Annotated in this window: 30 protein-coding genes, 1 tRNA gene, 1 other RNA gene and 1 pseudogene; 1 reads left to right on the top strand and 32 read right to left on the bottom strand. The window is 63.2% G+C overall.

What is annotated here, in order from left to right:
* Positions 1-43: 43 nt before the first annotated feature.
* From ACOMG5_RS11540 to ACOMG5_RS11390, 31 genes are all read right to left on the bottom strand, one after another.
* Positions 44-418: a hypothetical protein gene (locus tag ACOMG5_RS11540; RefSeq protein ID WP_420343949.1), complete on the bottom strand. Its 375-nt coding sequence runs from the start codon at positions 416-418 to the stop codon at positions 44-46.
* 23 nt (positions 419-441) lie between these two features.
* Positions 442-1,365 carry a phage tail tube protein gene (locus ACOMG5_RS11535; RefSeq protein WP_420343948.1) on the bottom strand — a complete coding sequence of 308 codons (924 nt, stop codon included), beginning with the start codon at positions 1,363-1,365 and terminating at the stop codon, positions 442-444.
* A 146-nt stretch (positions 1,366-1,511) separates the two neighbouring features.
* Entirely contained in the window at positions 1,512-1,691 is a 180-nt protein-coding gene (locus ACOMG5_RS11530; RefSeq protein ID WP_420343947.1) for a hypothetical protein, read from the bottom strand.
* Between the two features lie 5 nt (positions 1,692-1,696).
* Positions 1,697-2,128 (bottom strand): phage tail terminator protein, encoded by a 432-nt coding sequence (locus tag ACOMG5_RS11525; protein ID WP_420343946.1) that lies wholly within the window; start codon positions 2,126-2,128, stop codon positions 1,697-1,699.
* A complete protein-coding gene (locus ACOMG5_RS11520; RefSeq protein ID WP_420343945.1) occupies positions 2,128-2,550 on the bottom strand; it encodes a gp436 family protein in 423 nt (140 codons plus the stop codon). Before ACOMG5_RS11520 ends, ACOMG5_RS11525 begins: the two co-directional genes overlap by 1 nt.
* 3 nt (positions 2,551-2,553) lie before the next feature.
* A complete protein-coding gene (locus ACOMG5_RS11515; protein ID WP_374652393.1) occupies positions 2,554-2,820 on the bottom strand; it encodes a hypothetical protein in 267 nt (88 codons plus the stop codon).
* Positions 2,820-3,185, bottom strand: coding sequence for a DUF7681 family protein (locus ACOMG5_RS11510; protein ID WP_420343944.1), 366 nt, complete (start codon positions 3,183-3,185; stop codon positions 2,820-2,822). Before ACOMG5_RS11510 ends, ACOMG5_RS11515 begins: the two co-directional genes overlap by 1 nt.
* A gap of 78 nt (positions 3,186-3,263) precedes the next feature.
* Positions 3,264-3,728, bottom strand: a complete 465-nt coding sequence (locus tag ACOMG5_RS11505) for a hypothetical protein (RefSeq protein ID WP_420343943.1) — start codon at positions 3,726-3,728, stop codon at positions 3,264-3,266.
* A gap of 11 nt (positions 3,729-3,739) precedes the next feature.
* Positions 3,740-4,693, bottom strand: a complete 954-nt coding sequence (locus ACOMG5_RS11500) for a major capsid protein (RefSeq protein ID WP_420343942.1) — start codon at positions 4,691-4,693, stop codon at positions 3,740-3,742.
* A 13-nt stretch (positions 4,694-4,706) separates the two neighbouring features.
* Complete coding sequence (locus ACOMG5_RS11495; RefSeq protein WP_420343941.1) at positions 4,707-5,045, bottom strand: capsid cement protein; 339 nt, start codon at positions 5,043-5,045, stop codon at positions 4,707-4,709.
* A 12-nt stretch (positions 5,046-5,057) separates the two neighbouring features.
* Complete coding sequence (locus tag ACOMG5_RS11490; RefSeq protein WP_420343940.1) at positions 5,058-6,230, bottom strand: hypothetical protein; 1,173 nt, start codon at positions 6,228-6,230, stop codon at positions 5,058-5,060.
* Positions 6,231-6,480: 250 nt separating this feature from the next.
* Positions 6,481-7,035: a phage virion morphogenesis protein gene (locus tag ACOMG5_RS11485; RefSeq protein WP_420343939.1), complete on the bottom strand. Its 555-nt coding sequence runs from the start codon at positions 7,033-7,035 to the stop codon at positions 6,481-6,483.
* A 105-nt stretch (positions 7,036-7,140) separates the two neighbouring features.
* A complete protein-coding gene (locus tag ACOMG5_RS11480; protein ID WP_420343938.1) occupies positions 7,141-8,781 on the bottom strand; it encodes a PBECR2 nuclease fold domain-containing protein in 1,641 nt (546 codons plus the stop codon).
* Positions 8,669-10,069 (bottom strand): DUF935 domain-containing protein, encoded by a 1,401-nt coding sequence (locus ACOMG5_RS11475; protein ID WP_420343937.1) that lies wholly within the window; start codon positions 10,067-10,069, stop codon positions 8,669-8,671. Before ACOMG5_RS11475 ends, ACOMG5_RS11480 begins: the two co-directional genes overlap by 113 nt.
* Entirely contained in the window at positions 10,069-11,730 is a 1,662-nt protein-coding gene (gene terL / locus ACOMG5_RS11470) for a phage terminase large subunit (protein ID WP_420343936.1), read from the bottom strand. Before terL ends, ACOMG5_RS11475 begins: the two co-directional genes overlap by 1 nt.
* A complete protein-coding gene (locus ACOMG5_RS11465) occupies positions 11,727-12,230 on the bottom strand; it encodes a DUF1804 family protein (protein ID WP_420343935.1) in 504 nt (167 codons plus the stop codon). The genes terL and ACOMG5_RS11465 overlap by 4 nt, the downstream gene beginning before the upstream one ends.
* A complete protein-coding gene (locus ACOMG5_RS11460; RefSeq protein ID WP_420343934.1) occupies positions 12,217-12,471 on the bottom strand; it encodes a hypothetical protein in 255 nt (84 codons plus the stop codon). The genes ACOMG5_RS11465 and ACOMG5_RS11460 overlap by 14 nt, the downstream gene beginning before the upstream one ends.
* Before the next feature lie 67 nt (positions 12,472-12,538).
* Positions 12,539-12,736: a hypothetical protein gene (locus ACOMG5_RS11455; protein ID WP_420343933.1), complete on the bottom strand. Its 198-nt coding sequence runs from the start codon at positions 12,734-12,736 to the stop codon at positions 12,539-12,541.
* 2 nt (positions 12,737-12,738) lie between these two features.
* The gene (locus tag ACOMG5_RS11450; RefSeq protein WP_420343932.1) at positions 12,739-13,260 is read right to left on the bottom strand and encodes a glycoside hydrolase family 108 protein; all 522 of its coding nucleotides are present in this window, start codon (positions 13,258-13,260) and stop codon (positions 12,739-12,741) included.
* A 128-nt stretch (positions 13,261-13,388) separates the two neighbouring features.
* The gene (locus ACOMG5_RS11445; protein WP_420343931.1) at positions 13,389-13,787 is read right to left on the bottom strand and encodes a hypothetical protein; all 399 of its coding nucleotides are present in this window, start codon (positions 13,785-13,787) and stop codon (positions 13,389-13,391) included.
* Positions 13,784-14,218, bottom strand: a complete 435-nt coding sequence (locus ACOMG5_RS11440; protein WP_420343930.1) for a regulatory protein GemA — start codon at positions 14,216-14,218, stop codon at positions 13,784-13,786. The genes ACOMG5_RS11445 and ACOMG5_RS11440 overlap by 4 nt, the downstream gene beginning before the upstream one ends.
* A 1-nt stretch (position 14,219) precedes the next feature.
* The gene (locus ACOMG5_RS11435) at positions 14,220-14,468 is read right to left on the bottom strand and encodes a hypothetical protein (protein ID WP_420343929.1); all 249 of its coding nucleotides are present in this window, start codon (positions 14,466-14,468) and stop codon (positions 14,220-14,222) included.
* Positions 14,465-14,695, bottom strand: a complete 231-nt coding sequence (locus tag ACOMG5_RS11430) for a DNA translocase FtsK (protein ID WP_420343928.1) — start codon at positions 14,693-14,695, stop codon at positions 14,465-14,467. The genes ACOMG5_RS11435 and ACOMG5_RS11430 overlap by 4 nt, the downstream gene beginning before the upstream one ends.
* Positions 14,688-15,269 (bottom strand): hypothetical protein, encoded by a 582-nt coding sequence (locus ACOMG5_RS11425; RefSeq protein WP_420343927.1) that lies wholly within the window; start codon positions 15,267-15,269, stop codon positions 14,688-14,690. Before ACOMG5_RS11425 ends, ACOMG5_RS11430 begins: the two co-directional genes overlap by 8 nt.
* A gap of 6 nt (positions 15,270-15,275) precedes the next feature.
* Positions 15,276-15,355, bottom strand: an RNA gene (locus ACOMG5_RS11420) — hammerhead ribozyme type II.
* Positions 15,354-15,626 (bottom strand): HU family DNA-binding protein, encoded by a 273-nt coding sequence (locus ACOMG5_RS11415; RefSeq protein ID WP_420343926.1) that lies wholly within the window; start codon positions 15,624-15,626, stop codon positions 15,354-15,356. The genes ACOMG5_RS11420 and ACOMG5_RS11415 overlap by 2 nt, the downstream gene beginning before the upstream one ends.
* A 37-nt stretch (positions 15,627-15,663) precedes the next feature.
* Positions 15,664-15,834, bottom strand: a complete 171-nt coding sequence (locus tag ACOMG5_RS11410) for a hypothetical protein (protein ID WP_420343925.1) — start codon at positions 15,832-15,834, stop codon at positions 15,664-15,666.
* A 6-nt stretch (positions 15,835-15,840) separates the two neighbouring features.
* Entirely contained in the window at positions 15,841-16,551 is a 711-nt protein-coding gene (locus ACOMG5_RS11405; RefSeq protein ID WP_420343924.1) for a DUF3164 family protein, read from the bottom strand.
* Positions 16,544-16,837 carry a hypothetical protein gene (locus ACOMG5_RS11400; RefSeq protein ID WP_420343923.1) on the bottom strand — a complete coding sequence of 98 codons (294 nt, stop codon included), beginning with the start codon at positions 16,835-16,837 and terminating at the stop codon, positions 16,544-16,546. The genes ACOMG5_RS11405 and ACOMG5_RS11400 overlap by 8 nt, the downstream gene beginning before the upstream one ends.
* Positions 16,834-17,208: a hypothetical protein gene (locus tag ACOMG5_RS11395; protein WP_420343922.1), complete on the bottom strand. Its 375-nt coding sequence runs from the start codon at positions 17,206-17,208 to the stop codon at positions 16,834-16,836. The genes ACOMG5_RS11400 and ACOMG5_RS11395 overlap by 4 nt, the downstream gene beginning before the upstream one ends.
* Positions 17,193-17,324 (bottom strand): hypothetical protein, encoded by a 132-nt coding sequence (locus tag ACOMG5_RS11390; RefSeq protein WP_420343921.1) that lies wholly within the window; start codon positions 17,322-17,324, stop codon positions 17,193-17,195. Before ACOMG5_RS11390 ends, ACOMG5_RS11395 begins: the two co-directional genes overlap by 16 nt.
* Positions 17,325-18,014: 690 nt before the next feature.
* Between ACOMG5_RS11390 and ACOMG5_RS11385 the strand changes: the two genes are divergently transcribed.
* Positions 18,015-18,091: transfer RNA gene (locus ACOMG5_RS11385), tRNA-Met, on the top strand.
* A 244-nt stretch (positions 18,092-18,335) separates the two neighbouring features.
* Here the strand turns inward: ACOMG5_RS11385 and ACOMG5_RS11380 are convergent.
* Positions 18,336-18,438 (bottom strand): annotated as a pseudogene (locus ACOMG5_RS11380) (IS5/IS1182 family transposase); the annotation flags it as partial.

Below are 18,438 nucleotides of genomic sequence, written 5' to 3'. Positions count from 1 at the left end.
GCTTTTCCAAGCCGCGAGAGCGCCCAGGCTCGCGCGGCCTCTCTCAGTTTCCCGTCTGGGCTTCCTTGCCCAGGATCACTTCCGCCTGAGCGGCATAGACGCCCACCCGGAACCACGACTTCTTCCAGGCGGCCCGGAGCATTTCCTCCGAGAACGGGACCGGGTTGCCATTGCCGTCCACAACCCCGTCCCAGCCGCAGATGGTCTCCGCCATGTCTGCGGTTTCAGCCTCGATGCGCTCGCGCTCGGTTTCCAGCGCGGCGTAATATTCCTGCCGGTCCAGCACCTCGTCCCGATCACGGACCACGAACTGCACCTTCAGCCGTTGCACCGCCAGCTTCCCGGGCTGATTCGGATCCGGGACCCGGACAGTGACCGGCCACCAGACCGTGGGGCGTTCGACGAGGACGAATTTCATGAGCAGTCTCCTTGAGAGCAGGTTCAGCGGATGGTGATGGTCAGCTCGTCGCGCCCGTTGACCGGGCAGAACGACAACGGCAGCGAATAGTTGACGATGCCGTCGGTCTCGCCCTGCGTGGGCTTGCCGATCTCGACGGCGGCGCCTGTCACCTCGACGATGTTCCCGGACGCGGTCCCGTGGACGATGCTCATCGTGTCGCGCGCGCGCGAACGGGCCATCGCGAACCAGTTGACCTCAGCCAGCGAACGGGCTTCGACGACAGCGGTTCCGGTGGATTTGCGGTCGGAAATCATCATCCGCTCGTCGCCGATCAGGAACCGCGGGGTGAGCGTATTGCCGAGGTCGATCGTCAGGCTTTCGGCCACAGACCCTGCGCCGTGCAGCGACATCACCGTATTGGCCTTGCTCACGACGAGAGGGGTGGTCCAGCCCGCGAGGCTGAAGGCTGGCAGCGCCACGTCCTCGATGTCGCCCAGCATTCCCTGAAGCGTGAAGCGGAACTTCGGGATCTGCTTCGGCGTGAAGGTCATCTGGACATTGGCCTGCGCACCGATGAAGGCGTGCTGCACCCCGTCCGAGTTGAAATAGAGCGTGCCGCTCGGGACATTGTCCTCGATGATCGAATAGATCACCGCGCCGCCAGAAACCGTTTCGTCCATGCCCGCCACCTGCAGCAGCGAGCCGTACTTCGGCGCGGATCCGGCAGACCCGGCGCCCGCGATCTCGACGTCGAACTCGATCTTGCCGTACTCCGCCGCGAGCACCACGCCCTGGTTGCCCAGGTAGGGCATAAAGAGGTCGCGCGAGACCTCCTCAGCCTCGATCGGCGTGAAGCTGATGTTCGTGGAGACGATCGCATCCGCATCGGTGGGCGCGGCATCGTCCATGTAGGCGGACTCAATCTTGTGCAGCATGGCGAGCTTGCGCCAGCGACGAACGGCCATGGGGATCCTCGATCAGTTTGCGCGGCCCGGAGGGCCGGGTGTCTGATCCCGGTTTGTCATGGCTGGGAATGCGAAACCCCCGGACTTGGTCCGGGGGTCGGGTCTGGTTGCGCTGACGGCACCATGCGCCAGCGATCCACTTCGGGTCAATATGTCTGCTTCCGGCATCGCCTGACCAACCAGCGGGCGCCGAGCGAGAACAGGTCATCGACAAAACTGTAGATCTGCCACCCGATGCGGCCACCGATGACGAGACCGATCCCGAAAAACATGCCGATCAAGGCCACCGAAATCACTAGAGCCACCCCCGTGAAGGCTTCCCCCATAACAGTCATCCCCCTGTCAGGAACCGGGCCGTTGCCCAGGTCTGCACGAAAATACTGACACCCTTGGCGACCGGGCTGCTTTCGCCCCCGATCAGCTCGCAGGGCTCGACGCCGGAGGGCGGCTCCCATCCGGCGAGTGCCGCCTCCACATCCCGCTTCAGCTCGTCGAAGCGCACCGCACGGTCCCCGCCCATGAACTGGTCGTATTCCCGGATCACGATGCCGGTCGCGAACTGCACCTCGACACGCTGGCGAAACCCGCCTGTCGCAAGGCTCTGAGATCCGGCGCGCTCGCGCCATGGCATCAGGATCAGCGAGCGATCGGGGAGCTGGCCCGCCAGAGCCGACATCGCATCGATGTCCTCCGCGACCGCCACGGTGTCCCAGTGGTCGGAGGGGAGCGCGCTTTCCAGATGCTCGTGGATCTCTGCCAGCATCAGCGCCACCCCCGCAGCCGATCCGGCGTGAACACCTGGGGCGGATGTGCGGCCATCACCGTGCCTGAATTGGCGTTGATCGCATCGTCACCGGGAAGGACCGGCAGGGTCGCGGTGCCGCGAGCCACGTCTTTCAGCGCCGCGATCGCATCCTTGTAATCCGCCTCGACATGGTCAGGAGCACCGTTGCGATGCAGCACATAGCGCGCGATCGAGGTGGCCCAGGTGCGCACGATCGGCGGGGTCGAAGCGAGAGGCACAGGGTATTTCGCGCCGATATAGGTGTTGACCAGGTTGTCGGCATCCTGGAGCGCGGCCTCGATGACGGCGGGATCCGCAATTCCGTCGCGGTCCCGATCGGCGATGGAGCGGATTTCCACATCACCGGCGCGTTCGATCAGATCGTCCAGGGCTGCGTACATCGATCAGCCCACCAGCATCACGCGCCGCTCGCCCAGGTCACCCGAGCAGACCATGCCCGACACACGCCGCCCGGCGAGCGAGCGCGCCTGGTGCGCGCGGAAGCGCACATCCGCCGCGCCGCCCGATGCCCGCCAGTCCTCGCCGCCGGGATAGATCCCGGGGGGATCGAAACGCGGCATCGCGACGATGTGGAAGCTGGTCCAGAAGGTGTCGATGAGCCAGTCGAGCGCGATGGACGCCCAGGCGAAGTTGCGTTTCCACCACGGCATCAGCGGGCCACCTTTTCGCATTCGGCCTGCCAAGCGGCCTCGGCCTGCGGCGAAAACGGCGTGTCGCGATCGCAGTCCATGCCGCAGGCATAGCCCGTCATGAACACGGTTTTCATGCCGTCGATTGCGTTCGGCAGATCGACCCGCTGCGGCTGGAACACGGCACGGTTCACGGCCATGAACCCCTGTTCGATATGCGTGCGCCCGACCGCGAGCCAGCGCTTGTCGATCGACGGATCGGACGCAAGGCTGTCAAGAAGGCGAAGAACTCTCTCCTCCATCACTTTCGACGCGTTGACCGTTGCCACCGCCTCTGCGGATTGCGGTCGATATCCCGAAACGGGAAGGCCTTCGTGCTGGCTCATGTCTCTGTCCTGTTGAGAGGTTGGTGCCGGGGATGCAGGGAGGAGGAAGCATCCCCGGCAGTGAAGGGCTGCTGCTCTTCAGCCCTTCATCTTGTCGCCGCTGGCCGTCTTTTTCGACGTGTCTTTTGCGGCCGCAGTATCCTGCTCGACAGGATCCGGCTGCGCGGTATCGGCGCCAATGCCCAACGCGATCTGCGCCTGAAGCTCGACAACGCGCGCCTGAAGCAGGTCACGCTGGGCCTCCGCCTCGATCGCCCGCGCCTCGGTAGCATGCAGCTGCTGCTGAAGCATGTCGCGCTGGCCTTCCGCCTCGGCGGCCCGCGCCTCGATCGCGCTCAGCTGCCCCTCGTGGAGCACCGTCGCCGCGCTCACGGCCGCGGTGATCGCGTCATCGATGCTGGTGGCGGACGCGGGCAGAACCTCGCCCTCGATCGGCAACTGGCTGACCAGATGCCGATCGACCGTGATCTGGTCGCCGGGCTTTTTCCAATCGTTTCCGATCTTGGCCGCACCGGCGAGGATGACAGTGACCTGTTCCGACATGATTCCCCCCCTTAAGCCGCAGCGGCCCCGGCGTTCTGGAAGAGGAAGCCCGCATCGGCCCCCACCAGATACGGGCGGCGCTCCGTGGTCGTCGGATAGATCCACGACTTGGTGGGGCGGTCGTAATAGGGCTGTTCCACCTGCGGATAGCCGATCAGCTCGTAGGTGTAGCCATACGAGGGAACCATGTAATTCCCCCCCGCGGTCGGCACCCAGGCGAGGATCGCATCATCGCCCCAGATGTCGGTCGCCTTGGCGCTGTCGTCAGCCGTCTCGGGCAGATAGACCGCATCCCCGGCGACGACACGCTCGAGCTCGAAGAAGGCCGCAAGCATCTCAAGCGTGATCGAGTCCTTCGACACATACTTGAACTGCTCTTTGATCTTCGGGTGGCCCTTGAGCGCCGCAGCCGCGGTCGGACCCAGCACCAGGGTGTTCGGGCGGCGGCCGGTATAACCCCGGATGATTTCCTTCGCGGCCCCGATATCCGCGCCCGGATTACTGGTATCGCTCGACCAGCGTGCGGCACCGGCCAGCGCCAGCTTGTGGTCGGCAGTGTAGTTCGCGGGCGCCCGCGCCAGCTGGGCGGTTTCGAACTCGAGGCCGAGGTCCACGACATCCAGCACCATATTGATGGCATTGGCGCCGAGATCGATGCCCGGAACCTTCTCGGCCTCTTCCTGGTATTCGATCGGGACGATGGCTTCGAGCGCATCTTGCTGAAGCGCGATCGTGTCAGCGCCATAGCCATATTGTACCCGCTTCACGGCGGACCCCGGCGCGCGGCGGGTGTTCAGCTTGCGGAACGCCTCCTTGCCGAACTTCAGGACGGACATCGAGCGGTTCGGCACCGAGACCCGGGGAAACAGAACCGAGCCGATGAACCCGGCGTTGCGGTAGCCGCGGGCATGGTTCGACAGGATCGGGTTGATGACGGCGGCGGTGCGGTTGTTGAGGGGAGCCATGGGGCGTTTTCCTTCAGCGGACGAGGATATCGACGAACTCGCCGTCGGCGGCGGCCGTCAGCGCGATGGCGAAGGCATTGGCGGGGGTCGCACCCGCGGCTTTCACGCCTCCGGCCGCGGCCGAGATGAGCTTGGCGCCCACGGTGATCGCGCCCACGGCCTTCACACGGGCAAACCCGATGGCCATGACCGTGGTCGGATCGCCGATCACCGTGCAGGGGCTCTGAGCCACACCAAGCACGGCCGCGTCATCGGTGGTCACCTTGGCGCCCGCGAAGCCGATCAGGTCATAGGCCGCGAAGACACCCGTCGGGATGACCGTCAGGCTGAGCGCGCTGTGAAAATTCTGCATCGTTTCCTCCTGTCAGGATACGGCGCGCACGGCGTCGAGATATGCCGTGCCCGGATTCTTGTTCTGGTAGTCGATCGCCTTGGCGTGGGTGGCGAGACCATCCGGATCGACGGCCTTGCCATCGGCTGCGAACTTCGCCGCGCCCTCGGAACCCGGACCGGGCGGAAGATCGGTCGCGCCGAACTCGATCACCTTGGGCTGTGCCGCGAGGATCTCGCGCACGGCTGCCGCGGGCGTGAGCTTCTCGGCGCCCTCAGAAAAGCTGACGGCTTCGCCGGAAGGCAGGCCGTCGAGCAGCGCCACGACCTTGTCCTTCAGAACCGGCAGGAGCTTGCCCTCCTGGACGAGCCCCTCGGCGAAAGCGATGTTGTCGGCACGCGCGGCATCGGCCTCGCGCTTGGCGAGGTCCTGTTCACGGCGGGCAATGTCGGCTTCGCGCGCGGCGAAGGCCGGATCTGGCTGCGTCACAGCGGTGGTCTCCTTTTGGGGGGTCAGGGGGATGGCAGGGGGATCGCCCCCCTCGGAATAGGCAGGCACGGGCGGCGGGTCGCTCGCGAGCTCGTCGAGCCATTCGATGTTCCAGGACGGGAGCGCCTTGTCGGCATCCTCGAGGCCGTAGATATCGATGAAGAACTCGCGCATCTTGCGCAGGATCGAGGCCGTCTGGCGGGCGGTCTGATCGCCGAAGGCCGCGGTGAACGTCACGGCCTCGCTGGCGGCGAACTTCGCATTCTTCAGGCCGCTGACTGCGGGAGCGGCGGCGCCGAGAAAGCCCACATGCTTTGGGTACCATGCCCCGGGCGTCGGATTGTGCGGCTGCCCCGGCGCGAAGAAGGCCATGGACACTTTCTTGAAGCGCCCTTCCTTCACCAGACCGGCGAACTGCGGCTCGATTTCATGGAGGTTCGCAAACAGCCGCTCCGCCTGCGGATCGTACTCGAAGCGATCGACCCAGCCGAAGGCCGGGGCATCGGTATCGGGATGGCCGACGACGACCGGCGCCGGGGCGGTCTCCGGATCGTAGGCATCCGCAATCGCGCGCAGCTCCGCGGCCGAATAGGTGATCGGGTCTCCCGACATCGGCTTGAATGTACCTGGACGGAAAACCTCGATACGGGCGGTCAGGGGATGGGCAGTCAGAGATGTGTCGGGCATTGAGCAGTCCGCTGTTGATGGACCACCCATTGCATGGGCCGGAAACGCAAACCCCCGGACATGGTCCGGGGGGCATCATCTGGGCCGCTCACGCGCGATGGTGGGCGAGGTCCGGGGCAACCTCAAGCTGTTTCTGCGGGTGCGTCGCCCGCCAGCGCCCGAACATGGCCCGCAGAGCGATCCTAACAGGGGGCTAACAGGCCATCATGCTTTCGCGCGCCCATCGGCATGCCAGCATCACCCATCGCACTCAGCGGGAAAAAATCGGGGGTCCGCATTTTCACCGCATCAGCCAGTCCTCGGCATCCTCCAGAACGCCCTCTTCATCAGCCGGGGTGAAGCCGAGATAGGGGCGCGCGGGGATGGTGATCGAATGCGCCCGAATCTTCACGTCGCGCCCGCCGCCCTGGTCGCGCCGGGCAAAGCGCCGCCCGACCATATAGCGCGATCCCTCTGGCTTCTCGATCGTTCCGCCCTGCTGGTGGATGCCAGCATAGGGCAAGGGCGAGCCGATCTGCACGTCGTCATCGCTGGCGATGTAGTGGATCGATCCCGCAAGCGACGAGCCGATCTTCCCCTTGCTGTTCGAACGCAGGATCGTCAGCGGCAGCTGCCCCTTCCGTGTGCGGGCGCGGACGGTCGCGGGGCGAAGCGACACCCACGGCACGCCATCGGGGCCTGTCTGGGTCCGAAACCTGTCCATGGAGGAGGCCAGGAGGCGCTCCCCCACGGCTGCGAAGAACGGACGGCGGTGCGCCATGCGATCGAGAAGCGCCTGCAGCGCAGCCTGTGCCTCCGCATCGTGAAGCTCGGCATGGATGATGATGCCTGTCACTGTTGATATGCTCCTCTGGAATGCTTATATATGCAGTGCTGGAGACGACTGACTGGTGATGGGTCCTGGTAAGTCAAAAGCGCGGCGGCTGGATCACCCTGGCCGTCATTTTCTTTTCCAGAGCAGTTTCCCCCCACGACGACGATCAAGAAGGCCGAGGTTGCTTCGTCCCATCTTGTCGGTGGGATTGTAGGCGGTGATAGGCTCCCACCATTTCCGGCCGACCTCCATAACGACATTGAAGCCGATCGACGGGTCGAGGCGGATGTAACGCCGATCGATCAGGTATTCCGTGAGATCTGGGCGGACGGGATCCTGCTTGGCTGATACTCCCATCCAGATCTCATCCGGTTCGAGCAAAGCCTCCGCCATCAGCGGGGTAAATATCTCCCGGCCCCGCTTTCCGACCTTCCAGAGGCCCGATCGATCCCGGAAGAACTCATCCGAGATCGGGATCTTCGTTCCGGTCGGGTCCTGCCACAGCACCGCATGGCCGATATCTGCTCCAAAGGGCTTAAGGAAGGCGCGGACGTACTCCTCCTCCGCCAGCCCCGGAGCCAGAGGCACCGCCTGAAAAGGCTTCGCGGCTGCGAGCAGGTCCTGCAGAGGCGATGGCGTGTCGATCACCGCGGCATGGCGGCCGTCGGTGGTCAGCCCGCCCGTCTCATCGATCAGCGCCGATGGGACGAGACCGCGCTCCCACTTGTCCCCGGGCATGTAGTCCCAGCCGTAATCCACACCCTCCGGCAGCTGGACTATCTCTCCGGTTGCCCTGTGGGTATAGGGGTGGCGGATGATTTCTGGCGCAGTGTCGGGGCCGCTCTTGCCCAGGCGGCGCAGGTCGCCGCGCGAGAGCGTCCTGATCCCGCAGCTGCACAGCCAGCCGTTTGGCGGGAAATAGACGTACCACCACGGATCGTCCCACATCAGGACCAGCCCATCGAAGCCAACATGCTGCGCGCGCGGGTTCATCGGCACCCGGGTGTCGGCATGGACATACTGCCAGTAGGGCCGGAGCCGCACCATATCCGGGTCGCGCATCTGTCGCAGGCGACCGGCCATGTAGCTGGTGCGGATGTTGGTCTCGAAGATCGTGCGGATGCGCCATTCGCGCCCGCCATTGTAGGACCAACCGTATTTCTCGACGAGACGGTCAAACTCGCCCGCGAATGCCTTGATGTCGTAGGTCCGGGCCCCCTCGATCACCGCCTGATGGAATTCCTCGAGCATCGCCATATCGGTCACACCGGCGACGACAAAGGCCCGGTCATGATCGCCCTGCATCGCATCGGTCCAGGCGCGTGTAGGCTTGTCGCGCTTCTGGGTCAGGAACTGGATCTGCTCGGCGAAATCCTGACGGGTCAGCGTGACGTCGGCAAAGGCCGAGCCAGACGTGCCCTCCTGGAACACCGCCTCGCGCCCCTCGAGGGCGGAAAGCTCCTGCGCCTGGGCAATAAGCGCGGCCAGCATGTCTGGCGCCCATTTCGCCGCGAGCTCCACGATGCCGCGCGATATGTCCGAAAAATCCACGGCCGAGGTGACCACCTCGCGCAGCTGGGCGATGCGCCGGCCGAAATATGCCTCGGCGGAGGCTACAGCCTGATCGGTGATCCGTCCGATCGGGCCGCCGGGCTCAGAAAAGCAGACGTGCCGCTGAGCTAGCGTTTTTTTTTTTGAGCGAGCTGAAGGCGAATGCGGCAGGGTCACCCTGGTCGAAAGGATCGGGCTCCACAGCATCCGCCGCATATGAAGTGCGAGCCGCGACCATCGCATCAATCGTTTTGTCGGACAGGTGATCCGTGATCGAAAACGAGGTGATGTACTCGCGGGCGACGGCATCATCCTCGAACCGGGCCGATTCCTTGATCACCGTGCGCAGGGCCTTCGCCTCGGTTTCGGCGGCATCTGCTTTGGTCTTGCGGGTCTCCGCCTCGGCCTTTTCGTTCTTTGGCCGCACGCGCCAGATGTCCGGAACCGCAGCACCGGGGAAATTGTATTCAACCATCCACGACAGCAGATCGCGTTTCAACGTCCCGGAAACGAGATCTCCATCCCGATCTGCCCGGGTATCGAGTTCCTCCTGGTGCACCTCGCCAAGCGCGCGGTTTCCGCCAGAGCTTCCCGCCTGCGTGGTCAGGGTTTCGCCGGTCACCGCAATCGAAATCTGCCGATCCCAGTAATCTAGGAATTGCTCATAGGTGACGCTGCCAGAACGGCTCGCCTCGAGGAACTCGACATCGGTTCCGATCGGCACGGTGATCGCCGAGGAGGTCTGCGCGCGCTGGAGCGTCTGCAGGAGCTTGTTCTGATCTTCGCTCAGCGTGCCATAGGGGGTTTTCCCCACCACTGTCGGCCCGGCGAACTTCTCGAGGAAGTGGAGCCAGAATGCCACCCCCTCGCGCTTGAACAGCACCGGCCAGAACAAGGACGATCCGAGGCCGAGGCCGTAGGGATTATTCCCCTTCACGCCCACGCGGTGCACCATGAACTTGCGCTCAGGAAGCTCGACCCCTTCGGTGATCGCCGTCCAGGTCAGCAGGCGCGGCCGCCAGTCCCGGCCGAAGACGATGCGGCGCTGATCAATGTCCTGCAGGGCGACCGGAACGATATTGTTGCCATCGCGCCCCCAGACGGTTTCGATGACCGAGAACCCCTTCAGAGTGGCGTCGAGGAGATCTTCGGTCGCTTGGTCAAAGGCCAGCTTGCGCAGCCGCTGCTCGCAGAAATCAGCGGCCTCCTTGTCGATCGCCCGGGTCCCGCCGGGCTCTATCTCCCAGGCGCGCGCGGTCAGGCGCCCCTTCCGCTTCTGCAGCATCGATCCGGCATGCGCATCCCGCTCGATCTCATCGTAGATCTTCAGGCCCTTGCCGCCGCCCTGCTGGATCAGCGTGTCATCGACGGGCGCCAGAACCCCTGTGAAGAAGGGGATCGTAATGTCTGAACTGACGTCGGCGATCAGGGTGCGCGCATTCGCAGGCAGGTTGCGGCGCACATCCTCCGCGAAGGCGCTCGCCCGGTTCTTCTTCTTGCCCATCAGCGGCCCCCCATTCTGTACCCGCCCAGACGGTCGGCGCTGTGATCTGCTGCCGCCGTCAGGATATTTCCGCCCTGACCGCCGCCGCCCGCGTAGATCAGGGTATTCTGCCAGAGCATGTCGAGCGCATCTGGCCCGTCGTCATGGGCGGCATTCGGCCACTGCTGCAGCTGCTCGATCAGCGTGGTCTGCGAGGCGTTGACGCGGATCAGCCCGGCCGACATCGGGGGCTGCAATCGCTCGATGCGCAGGTCCTTGTCCGCATTCGGAGTGATAGGCACCGCAGAAATCCCGACACCCTGCTTCGCAGCCTCGACCATCAGCTGGGTGCGCAAGAATTCCTGGAACTGGACCGCTTCCACGAACCATAGGAGCGCGCGGTATTCCCGTTGGAGCGCGATCGTGTCGGAGATGATGATGTCGGGCAGGCGCTTCTTGATCCGGGCTTCGACCACATCCATCACGCCATTCAGCCGGTCGAATCCGCCGATGAGGATCGCCGATGGGTCGCGGCCCTTGCCCTTCTTGCCGAGTGACGGGTCGATCGCGCCGAAGAAGATCCACTCGCGCACTCGGTGATTCCAATATTTCAGGTCCCCGAAAGGGTTCCCTTCGCTGATCGGCTTGTTCTGGTACTCGGTCAGGAAGGCGGACAGATCCGCAGCCCGCTCGAGCATCAGGAACAGGAGCGGCTGGACCGACGGCCAGTTCACGATGGCTCCGGCATCCATCAGCGCCTGGTTGGCGCGGTAAAAGGCCGTCGCAGCCTCCTTGCCGTCATTATGATAGGTCTCTTCGAACCTGTCCCACAGGTCCATATTGTCCGGGAACTTCACCACCGCCTGAAACTCGGTGGTGTTCCAGTCCGGATGCTTTGACGCCTTCACGATCACCGCATCGAAGTGCAGCACCGTGCCGACCCAGATCACGTCCATAGACCCATCTGGCGGGCCGAGCTTCAGCGCCGCGCGCATGATCCAATTCCAGAGCTTCTTGCGCTGGTCCGGGCTCTGGACCTGTTCGTCGTTCTCGATGTCGTCAAGAAACAGCAGGTCCGGGCGGTAGGGTCCGTGGCGGCGGCCGCGGATCTTCTTCGCGGCACCGAGGCCCTGAACCTTGACGTTGTTGCGGCTGACGAACTCGCCCTCGCGCCAGATCGCCCCCTGGCCGAAGGCATCCGGGAAGTCGTTCTGCAGGCGTATGTTCGTCGTGAGCTCCGCTTTCAGCGCCTCGATCAGCAGCACGGCCTGATCGAAGGCATCGCAGACCTCGATGATGTAGTGCTTCAGGCCGAGCACGATGCAGTAGAGCGCGAAGCCGAGGCTGAGGTGGGTGGATTTGGATGCCCCCCGCGGCGCCACGAACAGGTCCCGCGCACCTTCCGGCGTCGTCAGGATTTGCGGCACGCGACGGAAGATGTGCTGGTGAAACAGGCTGTGCTTCCCGCGCACATAGTGCGGCAGGTAGGTCTCCATGAAGAACTGGTAGCCGGTCGCGGAATCGGCAACCCGCCGCAGGCGTTCGGCCTTGGCGGCGGGGTCCGAGGGGAAGGCCTCGACGTTCAGCTCGATGTGGCGGGCGAACTCTGCCGCCATCTCCGCCATCTTGTCGCGGAATTCCTTCCGGGTGACCGCGGCCTTCAGCTTCGGCCGCAAGGTCATGTCGTATACATCTCGGAGAGACGCTCACCGAACGGCTCGATAATCTCGAGCACGGCCGCAGCGTGATGCGGAAATTCCTGACGGACGAAATCGAGCAGCTTGGTCATCACGTCCTGGGCAACGCCCAGCTCGGAGACCTTGGGGGCAAACCGCTTGGCGCTCGCTGCCATTTTCGTCATGGCATCGGACACCGAGACGAGCATGGCGACCTTCTCTTGTGTCGTATGCTCGCCATCGCGGATCTCGTCCATGATCGCCTGCGTCTGGATCATGAAATCCTCGACCACAGTCGAAACCACGGCCTCGACGCCCTCACCGGCGATCACATGCGCGGTCCGCGCCTTATCCCAATCGTCGCCGTCATCCTTCGCGGCCTTCTTCCACCGCCCCACGGTCGCCTCCGAGAGGCCATAGGCCGCGGCGATGGTCGCCTGGGTAAAACGCCGGAACACATAGTCCGAGCGGGCCTTCCGGCGCAGGTCTTCGTTATTGCGCGCCATTCAGGCCTCCGCTGATGATGAAAGTCATGGCCCCGCCGACGATCGAGGCGATGATCAGCCAGACGATCTTGTTGATGTTGGCGTTGATCGCCGAGAGCGTGTTCTGGATGTATTCCATCCGCACGGTCTGGACCCGTTCCGCCATTTCGAGCTTGGCAACGCGCTCATCGACGCCGTCGAGCCGGGAATGGGCCTCGGCGATCCGATCGACATGGTGCTGGGTGAAAGAGGGATCGGTCACGGGGGCATCCTTGGGCGGGTGTAAGGCCGCGCCCGGGGTTGCCGGGCGCAGACGGATCAGGGGTGTGTTACTTCACGCCCCATTTCGCGAAGACGCCGCCCGACACCGCGATCGCAGCGACGATGGCGGTCAGCAGGCCCTCGACGTTGACGCTGAGCAGATGGGTGCCAGCGTTGTAGCTGACCCAGCCCGCGAAGCTGGCAGGGATCATGCCGAGCAGGGTCGAGGCGATGTAGAGGGCAAGGCGGATATAGACGGCGTTCATGATCAGGCTCCTTTCGCCATGATGAGTGCGGTGCTTTCGACATTGGCCAGGCGGCGCGCCCAGCCGCGGCCGAAGGTCTTCCAGGTGGCGAGCGACATCAGGAAGGACCGGCGCGCCTTGATCGCCTGACGGATCGTGAAAGCGGCATTTGCGGCCTGGGCGGCAGCGATGGTTTTGGGGCCGATATCCCCATCGGCGGAGACGCTGAGCGACCATTGCAGCCAGCGCGCCGAACGCCCGGCACCGGAATTCACCGCGGCATCGAAGGCCACGAGGTCAAGCCCGGCGGGCAGGTCATCCCCGCGGATCTTGTTCCAGTAGCCGTCGCGGTAGATCTGGCGCAGTTCGCCTGTGGTGATCAGGCGAAGGTCATTGACCGTCGCGCCCGGCCGATAGGTCCGATAGGTCGCGAGCGTGACACCGTGGTTCGTCGCTCCGCCGGGATCATCCTGGTGCCAGGAGAACCCGCCTTCGCTCATCAATACATGGGCGAGGCAGGCTTCAAATCGGGCCTGCGCGCCCACCGGCTGATTGCCTTGGCTCGGCTGTGATGGGGTATTCTGGGGCATGATCGGGCCTTGCTCTCGCCGGTGGACCCACCCCGATTACGCGCGGGCGCAAAGCAAAACCCCCGGACAATGTCCGGGGGCTGTCAATAATCTGGAAACAAGGGGAGCTGATCGGGCGGCCTGTTCGCGAGGCGCCGCACATGGCGCTGCGAAATTCCGAGCATCCTCGCGATCTCGCGCCGGTCCCGTCCGCTGGTCTGCAAGGCCTCCACCTCGGGCCGGAGGCGGCGGACCTTGCCATTTGGCACATAGACCCGCGTCCCGGCAAGGAAATGGCAAACCCGCTGGCCGAGGTCTTCCCCAAGTGCCTCAACCATTCCCTGACACGGCTCGCGCCGGGGATGGAACCTGCGCGGAAACTCCAGCTCCTGCCCGCCGAAATGCTGCATCAGACGGAGCGCCGTGCCAAGACCGAACGTTTCGGCAACGTCGATCAGCGACTCGGGCAGATCGTCCATCCGGCTGGGCAGATGCTGTTTCACTGTGCTCGCTCCTGGGCTGACATGCCGCGCTTCTCCATCGCCCTCAGCGCGGTGATCACCGGCTTGGCCTGTTCCTTCGACAGCAGATCCGGGTCCACCGCGACGGTTTCATGGCCATGCGCGATGACGCGCTTGCAGAAGGCGCGCAGTGCCTCGCGCGACGAATTCTCAATGACTCCGAGCCGATAGCACGATTTCCAGAGCGCGTGAATCTGCCTTTGATGTGGTGCAAAGGCCTTCGGAAGGGTGTGGCCACCGGATTTGATCCGGAAGCCCATGCGCTTCAGCTCGTCGATCACGTCGAGTTTCTGACGGGTGGTCATTGCGCGCAAGGATGTCACGCCCGTGATGCGCGCCAGCATCATGCGGTAGGCATCCTCGTCCATGCCAATTTGGTCGCGGGCGATATTGATGATTGCGGTGTGGTTCATGTCAATGTCCCTCGGGCGCTGGCAGCGCCAGCGGCAGGGCCTTTGCAGGCCTCTTTGCGGCCGGAGCCTTGCGCGGATTCTGCCCCGCCTGGACCTCGCCAAGCTGCTCGAGCGCATGACCGAAGCGGAAGGCATCCGACGCCTCGATCTCGATCCGGATCACATGCTTGCCATTCTTCGACGCGCCGCTGAAGGCTTTCAGGCGCAGCTCGGCGTCTGGGTCGCCCCGGAGATAGAACCAATCGCTCATGCCGTTTTCTCCCCTGGCCTCCTAAGCACCTCTCGTTTTCCGAAATGGTTCGCTTGCGACACGATGCCATCAGCCTCCGCTCGAAGCATCAAAGCGACTGCATAGCTGTAGGAGACCATCATTTCTCTCTGTAAGAACGAGGTGCTTGCCCTTTGGTTTCCGACTATGATGCCAACTGCCAGATCATAGTCTTCTTCAGTTACCTGACCTATATTGACATTACCCATGGCGGCACCGCGAGCAGAGCCCATCTGAATCCGCCGAGGATGCGAATTGCTTGCCGCACATACGGCAGCTCTCCTTCGCAATATCATCGCCGCGTGCAGCCTTCTGGCTGCGCCGCCAAGCCGCATAGCGGGCGCGCAGCTGGGTGAAGGAAACACCCAGAGTGGCCGCCACCTCGTCCATGTTTGCGCCGTTCTTCACAGCCTGAAATGCGCCGGCCCAATCTTCCGGTGCAGGTGCGGCATTCGCTGGCGCGGGGATCGGCGGCTGATCATTGTGGATCACCACCTTCGCCACTGCACCTGCATCCGGTGCAGCAATGATCTCGTCGAATGATGTGATCGCGCATTCGATAGCTTTGGCCACGCTCTCCGTGGCGGCCTCCAGCTGTTCGGCATCTTTGCCCTTCGCCTGCATGATGCTGGTGGCAGCGTGGCGCACCGTCGGCGGCGAGTGCAGAAAGGCAATGACCCGGTCGGCAAGCTCGCGCGACAGAAAAGTGCCCACGACAACGGGACGGGTTTCGAGAAGATCGACGCTGCCGTCATCCTTCTCCTTCAGGCTGTAAATCTCCATTTCGGTCTCCAGCTGCTCATCAGGCCGGGGCCACGACACCCCGGCGACGCTCCCCCATGATCGACAAGGGGGTGGGCGTTTCGCTCAGGATTTCGATTTCGTCGGTTTGAAAGCGAGATAGGTGGAGGCCGCGATCTCGACGGCCTCTCCCGTCGCGGGATTGCGTCCGATCCGCGCCGCACGGCTTTTCTGCTGAAAGCGGCCGAGGCCGGTGATGTTGACCGTCGATCCGTTTGCAGCCTGGATAAGGATCTCAGAAATCATTGCCTCGAGCATTTCCTGTACGTTGGTCTTCGCGAAGCCGGTCTTGTTGGCGATTGCGTCGATCAGGTTCGATTTCGAGAAATTGTTCGCCATGGGTCTCTCCTATGATGGCGGTTGAGAACTGGCCGGGTCAGAGAACCCGGTCCCAATATGCTTCGACAGCGCGGCGCTCCTCCTCCGTCTCGGGTTCGCGGCCACTGTCCAGAATGGCTGCGCCTTGTTCGGCGAGCTGGATTTCGCGGTCGATGCGGATCGCGAAGGCGGCATAGAGGGCGCGGAGAAGGCGGAGGGCTGCGGTCATGGTGGGCTACGCCTTTGCCAGATCGATGGTGACGGACGACCAGGGCGCGTCGATGCTGTCGCGTGTCTGGATGCGGATGTAGGTCTTCGACCCGGTGATGCGGATCGCGGCATCAAGGGCCGCCATGGCGGCCTTCCAGCGTTCCTCATCAATCTTCAGCCGCTTGAGCATGAAGATTTCGGTGCGGTTCACCTTGCCTTCCTTCTCGGCGTTGAAGGCCTTGGTAATCACGGCCCGGATCTCCGCCCGGCTGTCAGATGCCCACTCGTTCAGGCACTCGTCGATCAGCGCCTTCGCAATCTGGAGCTCCGGCCCGAAATCGATCAGGTCCGCGACGCGCACCTCGATCTGCATGAGGTTGTCGTAGGTGCGATAGGTGCGATTGCCCTTGGGCCCCCCACGGGCCAGCCCATATTCCTGCGCGAGCAGCGCATCGAAGCTGCCGAGGTCATCGAAGACATGGCCCTTGAAGCGCCGCACCTGGTCATTCAGGGCCAGCGCGTAGCCCATGATCTTGCGAACGGTTTCATCTTCGAGCAGCTCCTGCGGCTTGATCATCTCGATCGGCGTAAAGCCGCCCTTCGCGTCGGACATATAGGGCTTGTCGCCGATCGTCATACGCCCGTCAGGAACGGGGTGCGGGGTGAAGCTGGAGGTCTGTGCTGTCATGATGTTTCCTTCGTGAGTGGTGGATTTCTGGGTGATGTGGTCAGGCATCGAAGCCCCCGATCAGGCGGAGCTGTGGACGGCGCTCGCCTTCGTCCTTCGCCATCAGGTTCTCGCGCACCTGAAAGACGACCTCGCCGAACTGCTCGATCAGGTCCTGCAGGCGGGCGACATCGGCTTTCGTCTGCGCCATGCATTCGCGCGACAGGATCGTCGCCGCCGCAGCCAGAACGGACACGCCCATCTCGTCCGCTCCGGAAAACTGGCAGAGCAGGCGATAGAGCTCATTCGACCGTGGCCCGATCTCGATCCGTTCGATTTGCTCGAGGAGGGTCATTGCGAGGCCTCCGGCTGGAGCGGGTTGAGCGGGCATCGGCGGCAGGCGGAATACTGGCGGAGCTTGTCAGGGCTGGAGGTAGACATGGGGGCGCCCGCCAGGGTGCGGCATTCGTCGGCCGAGATGCCGCGGCGCAGATGCGGGCACATCATCTGATCCCGCAGTAGCTTCAGGATCCGCGCCGCATGCTTCCGCGTGGCGAGATCGAGACTCTGTGCCGGGTAGGTCCCTGCGATCAGCATCGACACAGATGGGCGAGCCATGCCGACAGCACGAGCGATTTCCGACACGCTCTTGCCCTTGGCGCGTTCGGCCTTGAGCAGCGCCACCCATTCCAGATCCGGAAGATCGAGGCTCAGCTTCTCAAGCATGGCACATCCTTTCCGGTGTTGAAGTCGTGGATGGCGTTGGCTTTGGAGAGCGCAACCGGGGCACGGGGGCCGGTGTTGCGTGCCAGCATCCAGCGCTTGTAGCCGTTGCTGGTCATGGCTGTGCCTTCTGCGCGCCGCGGCAGCTCGACCACATAGCCAGCCGCGCGCAAGATGCGCAGGTAACTGGTCTCTGCGAGGGTGTCAGGATGCCGTCTGACAGAGCGATTTCTGACGAATCCAGCGGTCAGACCTTGAAATGCGATAGTCTTCCGTCAAGTGGCATAAAACCATTTGATTTCTCGACGCTTTTTAAGGTCTGACCAAAATTCCTGAGGTCTGACCGTCGCGTCAGACCTCTCTGGCCCTCATGGCACAAAAATTTCCGCTGTAGGTCCGTCCCAGATATCGGATGGCGCCCGATCTTCTGACCCGCACTCTATATTTTCTGTAATGTTATCCGTCTGCTATGCAATGTGCAGAGCGTGTCAGGTCTTTGCGCGGACTTTGACGGATGAATGATAGGCTGGACGTGGTTTTTTCGTGCCTTCTTTCATTGTCGTCCGAAAGCGAAATTCAGCACCGTCCCTAATTTTCTTCTATTTTACCGCTAGTTATCCGCCTTCTTCTCGGCTGCCTAATTCGTCCGGAAGTTAGTACCCCCCTACATATACCGCCGAACACCTGTCCTTGCCACGTCCCAGAACGGGCGCGCAGCCGCCAGGCAATCCGGCGGGAAGCCTTCTCGAGCAACCATTCGATTTCTGCTCTTGACGCGCGGAAACGCATCGCATAGCTACCCGCCAAGTGGCTAGGTAGCTCAGCTGGTTAGAGCACGTGACTCATAATCACGGGGTCGGGGGTTCGAGTCCCCCCCTCGCCACCATAATATCAAGAACAGTCGATGAGCTGTAAGAGAAGCCGAAACGCTTCCCTTTATTGTTTCGGTGTCTTGAAGGCGCCCGCTGTTGGCGGAAACCAGACTTTCGGACAAGCGGATCTGCCTAGGAAGGTCCGCAACCATTTGTAATCGTGTGGCAAATGTTTTGGTTGCAGTGATCTTTCAGGCGAAAATGAAAGACGGCTCGGAAAATGGCAGTCCATCTAGGGCCCAGACTCATTGCTTTTGACAGCCGGAACAAGACGGTTGCGGCGAGCATGATCGCGGAGAAGAAGGTTTCCGGACATCGGTCGTATCGTGTGGCGACCCGCCGCCAGTCCTTGAGGCGGCCG

Origin of the sequence: Paenirhodobacter sp., assembly GCF_041916475.1 — a bacterium.
Classification (GTDB): Bacteria; Pseudomonadota; Alphaproteobacteria; order Rhodobacterales; family Rhodobacteraceae; genus Rhodobacter.
The sequence above is the reverse complement of the archived record's forward strand: the minus strand, read 5'-3'. Positions and strand labels throughout refer to the sequence as shown.

What these genes read in the sequence shown, in the direction of transcription:
- ACOMG5_RS11540 (WP_420343949.1), bottom strand. Translation starts at nt 418, where the DNA reads ATGAAATTCGTCCTCGTCGAACGCCCCACGGTCTGGTGGCCGGTCACT.
- ACOMG5_RS11535 (WP_420343948.1), bottom strand. Translation starts at nt 1,365, where the DNA reads ATGGCCGTTCGTCGCTGGCGCAAGCTCGCCATGCTGCACAAGATTGAG.
- ACOMG5_RS11530 (WP_420343947.1), bottom strand. Translation starts at nt 1,691, where the DNA reads ATGGGGGAAGCCTTCACGGGGGTGGCTCTAGTGATTTCGGTGGCCTTG.
- ACOMG5_RS11525 (WP_420343946.1), bottom strand. Translation starts at nt 2,128, where the DNA reads ATGCTGGCAGAGATCCACGAGCATCTGGAAAGCGCGCTCCCCTCCGAC.
- ACOMG5_RS11520 (WP_420343945.1), bottom strand. Translation starts at nt 2,550, where the DNA reads ATGTACGCAGCCCTGGACGATCTGATCGAACGCGCCGGTGATGTGGAA.
- ACOMG5_RS11515 (WP_374652393.1), bottom strand. Translation starts at nt 2,820, where the DNA reads ATGCCGTGGTGGAAACGCAACTTCGCCTGGGCGTCCATCGCGCTCGAC.
- ACOMG5_RS11510 (WP_420343944.1), bottom strand. Translation starts at nt 3,185, where the DNA reads ATGAGCCAGCACGAAGGCCTTCCCGTTTCGGGATATCGACCGCAATCC.
- ACOMG5_RS11505 (WP_420343943.1), bottom strand. Translation starts at nt 3,728, where the DNA reads ATGTCGGAACAGGTCACTGTCATCCTCGCCGGTGCGGCCAAGATCGGA.
- ACOMG5_RS11500 (WP_420343942.1), bottom strand. Translation starts at nt 4,693, where the DNA reads ATGGCTCCCCTCAACAACCGCACCGCCGCCGTCATCAACCCGATCCTG.
- ACOMG5_RS11495 (WP_420343941.1), bottom strand. Translation starts at nt 5,045, where the DNA reads ATGCAGAATTTTCACAGCGCGCTCAGCCTGACGGTCATCCCGACGGGT.
- ACOMG5_RS11490 (WP_420343940.1), bottom strand. Translation starts at nt 6,230, where the DNA reads ATGGGTGGTCCATCAACAGCGGACTGCTCAATGCCCGACACATCTCTG.
- ACOMG5_RS11480 (WP_420343938.1), bottom strand. Translation starts at nt 8,781, where the DNA reads ATGCGGCGGATGCTGTGGAGCCCGATCCTTTCGACCAGGGTGACCCTG.
- ACOMG5_RS11475 (WP_420343937.1), bottom strand. Translation starts at nt 10,069, where the DNA reads ATGGGCAAGAAGAAGAACCGGGCGAGCGCCTTCGCGGAGGATGTGCGC.
- terL (WP_420343936.1), bottom strand. Translation starts at nt 11,730, where the DNA reads ATGACCTTGCGGCCGAAGCTGAAGGCCGCGGTCACCCGGAAGGAATTC.
- ACOMG5_RS11465 (WP_420343935.1), bottom strand. Translation starts at nt 12,230, where the DNA reads ATGGCGCGCAATAACGAAGACCTGCGCCGGAAGGCCCGCTCGGACTAT.
- ACOMG5_RS11455 (WP_420343933.1), bottom strand. Translation starts at nt 12,736, where the DNA reads ATGAACGCCGTCTATATCCGCCTTGCCCTCTACATCGCCTCGACCCTG.
- ACOMG5_RS11440 (WP_420343930.1), bottom strand. Translation starts at nt 14,218, where the DNA reads ATGAACCACACCGCAATCATCAATATCGCCCGCGACCAAATTGGCATG.
- ACOMG5_RS11435 (WP_420343929.1), bottom strand. Translation starts at nt 14,468, where the DNA reads ATGAGCGATTGGTTCTATCTCCGGGGCGACCCAGACGCCGAGCTGCGC.
- ACOMG5_RS11430 (WP_420343928.1), bottom strand. Translation starts at nt 14,695, where the DNA reads ATGGGTAATGTCAATATAGGTCAGGTAACTGAAGAAGACTATGATCTG.
- ACOMG5_RS11425 (WP_420343927.1), bottom strand. Translation starts at nt 15,269, where the DNA reads ATGGAGATTTACAGCCTGAAGGAGAAGGATGACGGCAGCGTCGATCTT.
- ACOMG5_RS11415 (WP_420343926.1), bottom strand. Translation starts at nt 15,626, where the DNA reads ATGGCGAACAATTTCTCGAAATCGAACCTGATCGACGCAATCGCCAAC.
- ACOMG5_RS11410 (WP_420343925.1), bottom strand. Translation starts at nt 15,834, where the DNA reads ATGACCGCAGCCCTCCGCCTTCTCCGCGCCCTCTATGCCGCCTTCGCG.
- ACOMG5_RS11405 (WP_420343924.1), bottom strand. Translation starts at nt 16,551, where the DNA reads ATGCCTGACCACATCACCCAGAAATCCACCACTCACGAAGGAAACATC.
- ACOMG5_RS11400 (WP_420343923.1), bottom strand. Translation starts at nt 16,837, where the DNA reads ATGACCCTCCTCGAGCAAATCGAACGGATCGAGATCGGGCCACGGTCG.
- ACOMG5_RS11395 (WP_420343922.1), bottom strand. Translation starts at nt 17,208, where the DNA reads ATGCTTGAGAAGCTGAGCCTCGATCTTCCGGATCTGGAATGGGTGGCG.
- ACOMG5_RS11390 (WP_420343921.1), bottom strand. Translation starts at nt 17,324, where the DNA reads ATGACCAGCAACGGCTACAAGCGCTGGATGCTGGCACGCAACACCGGC.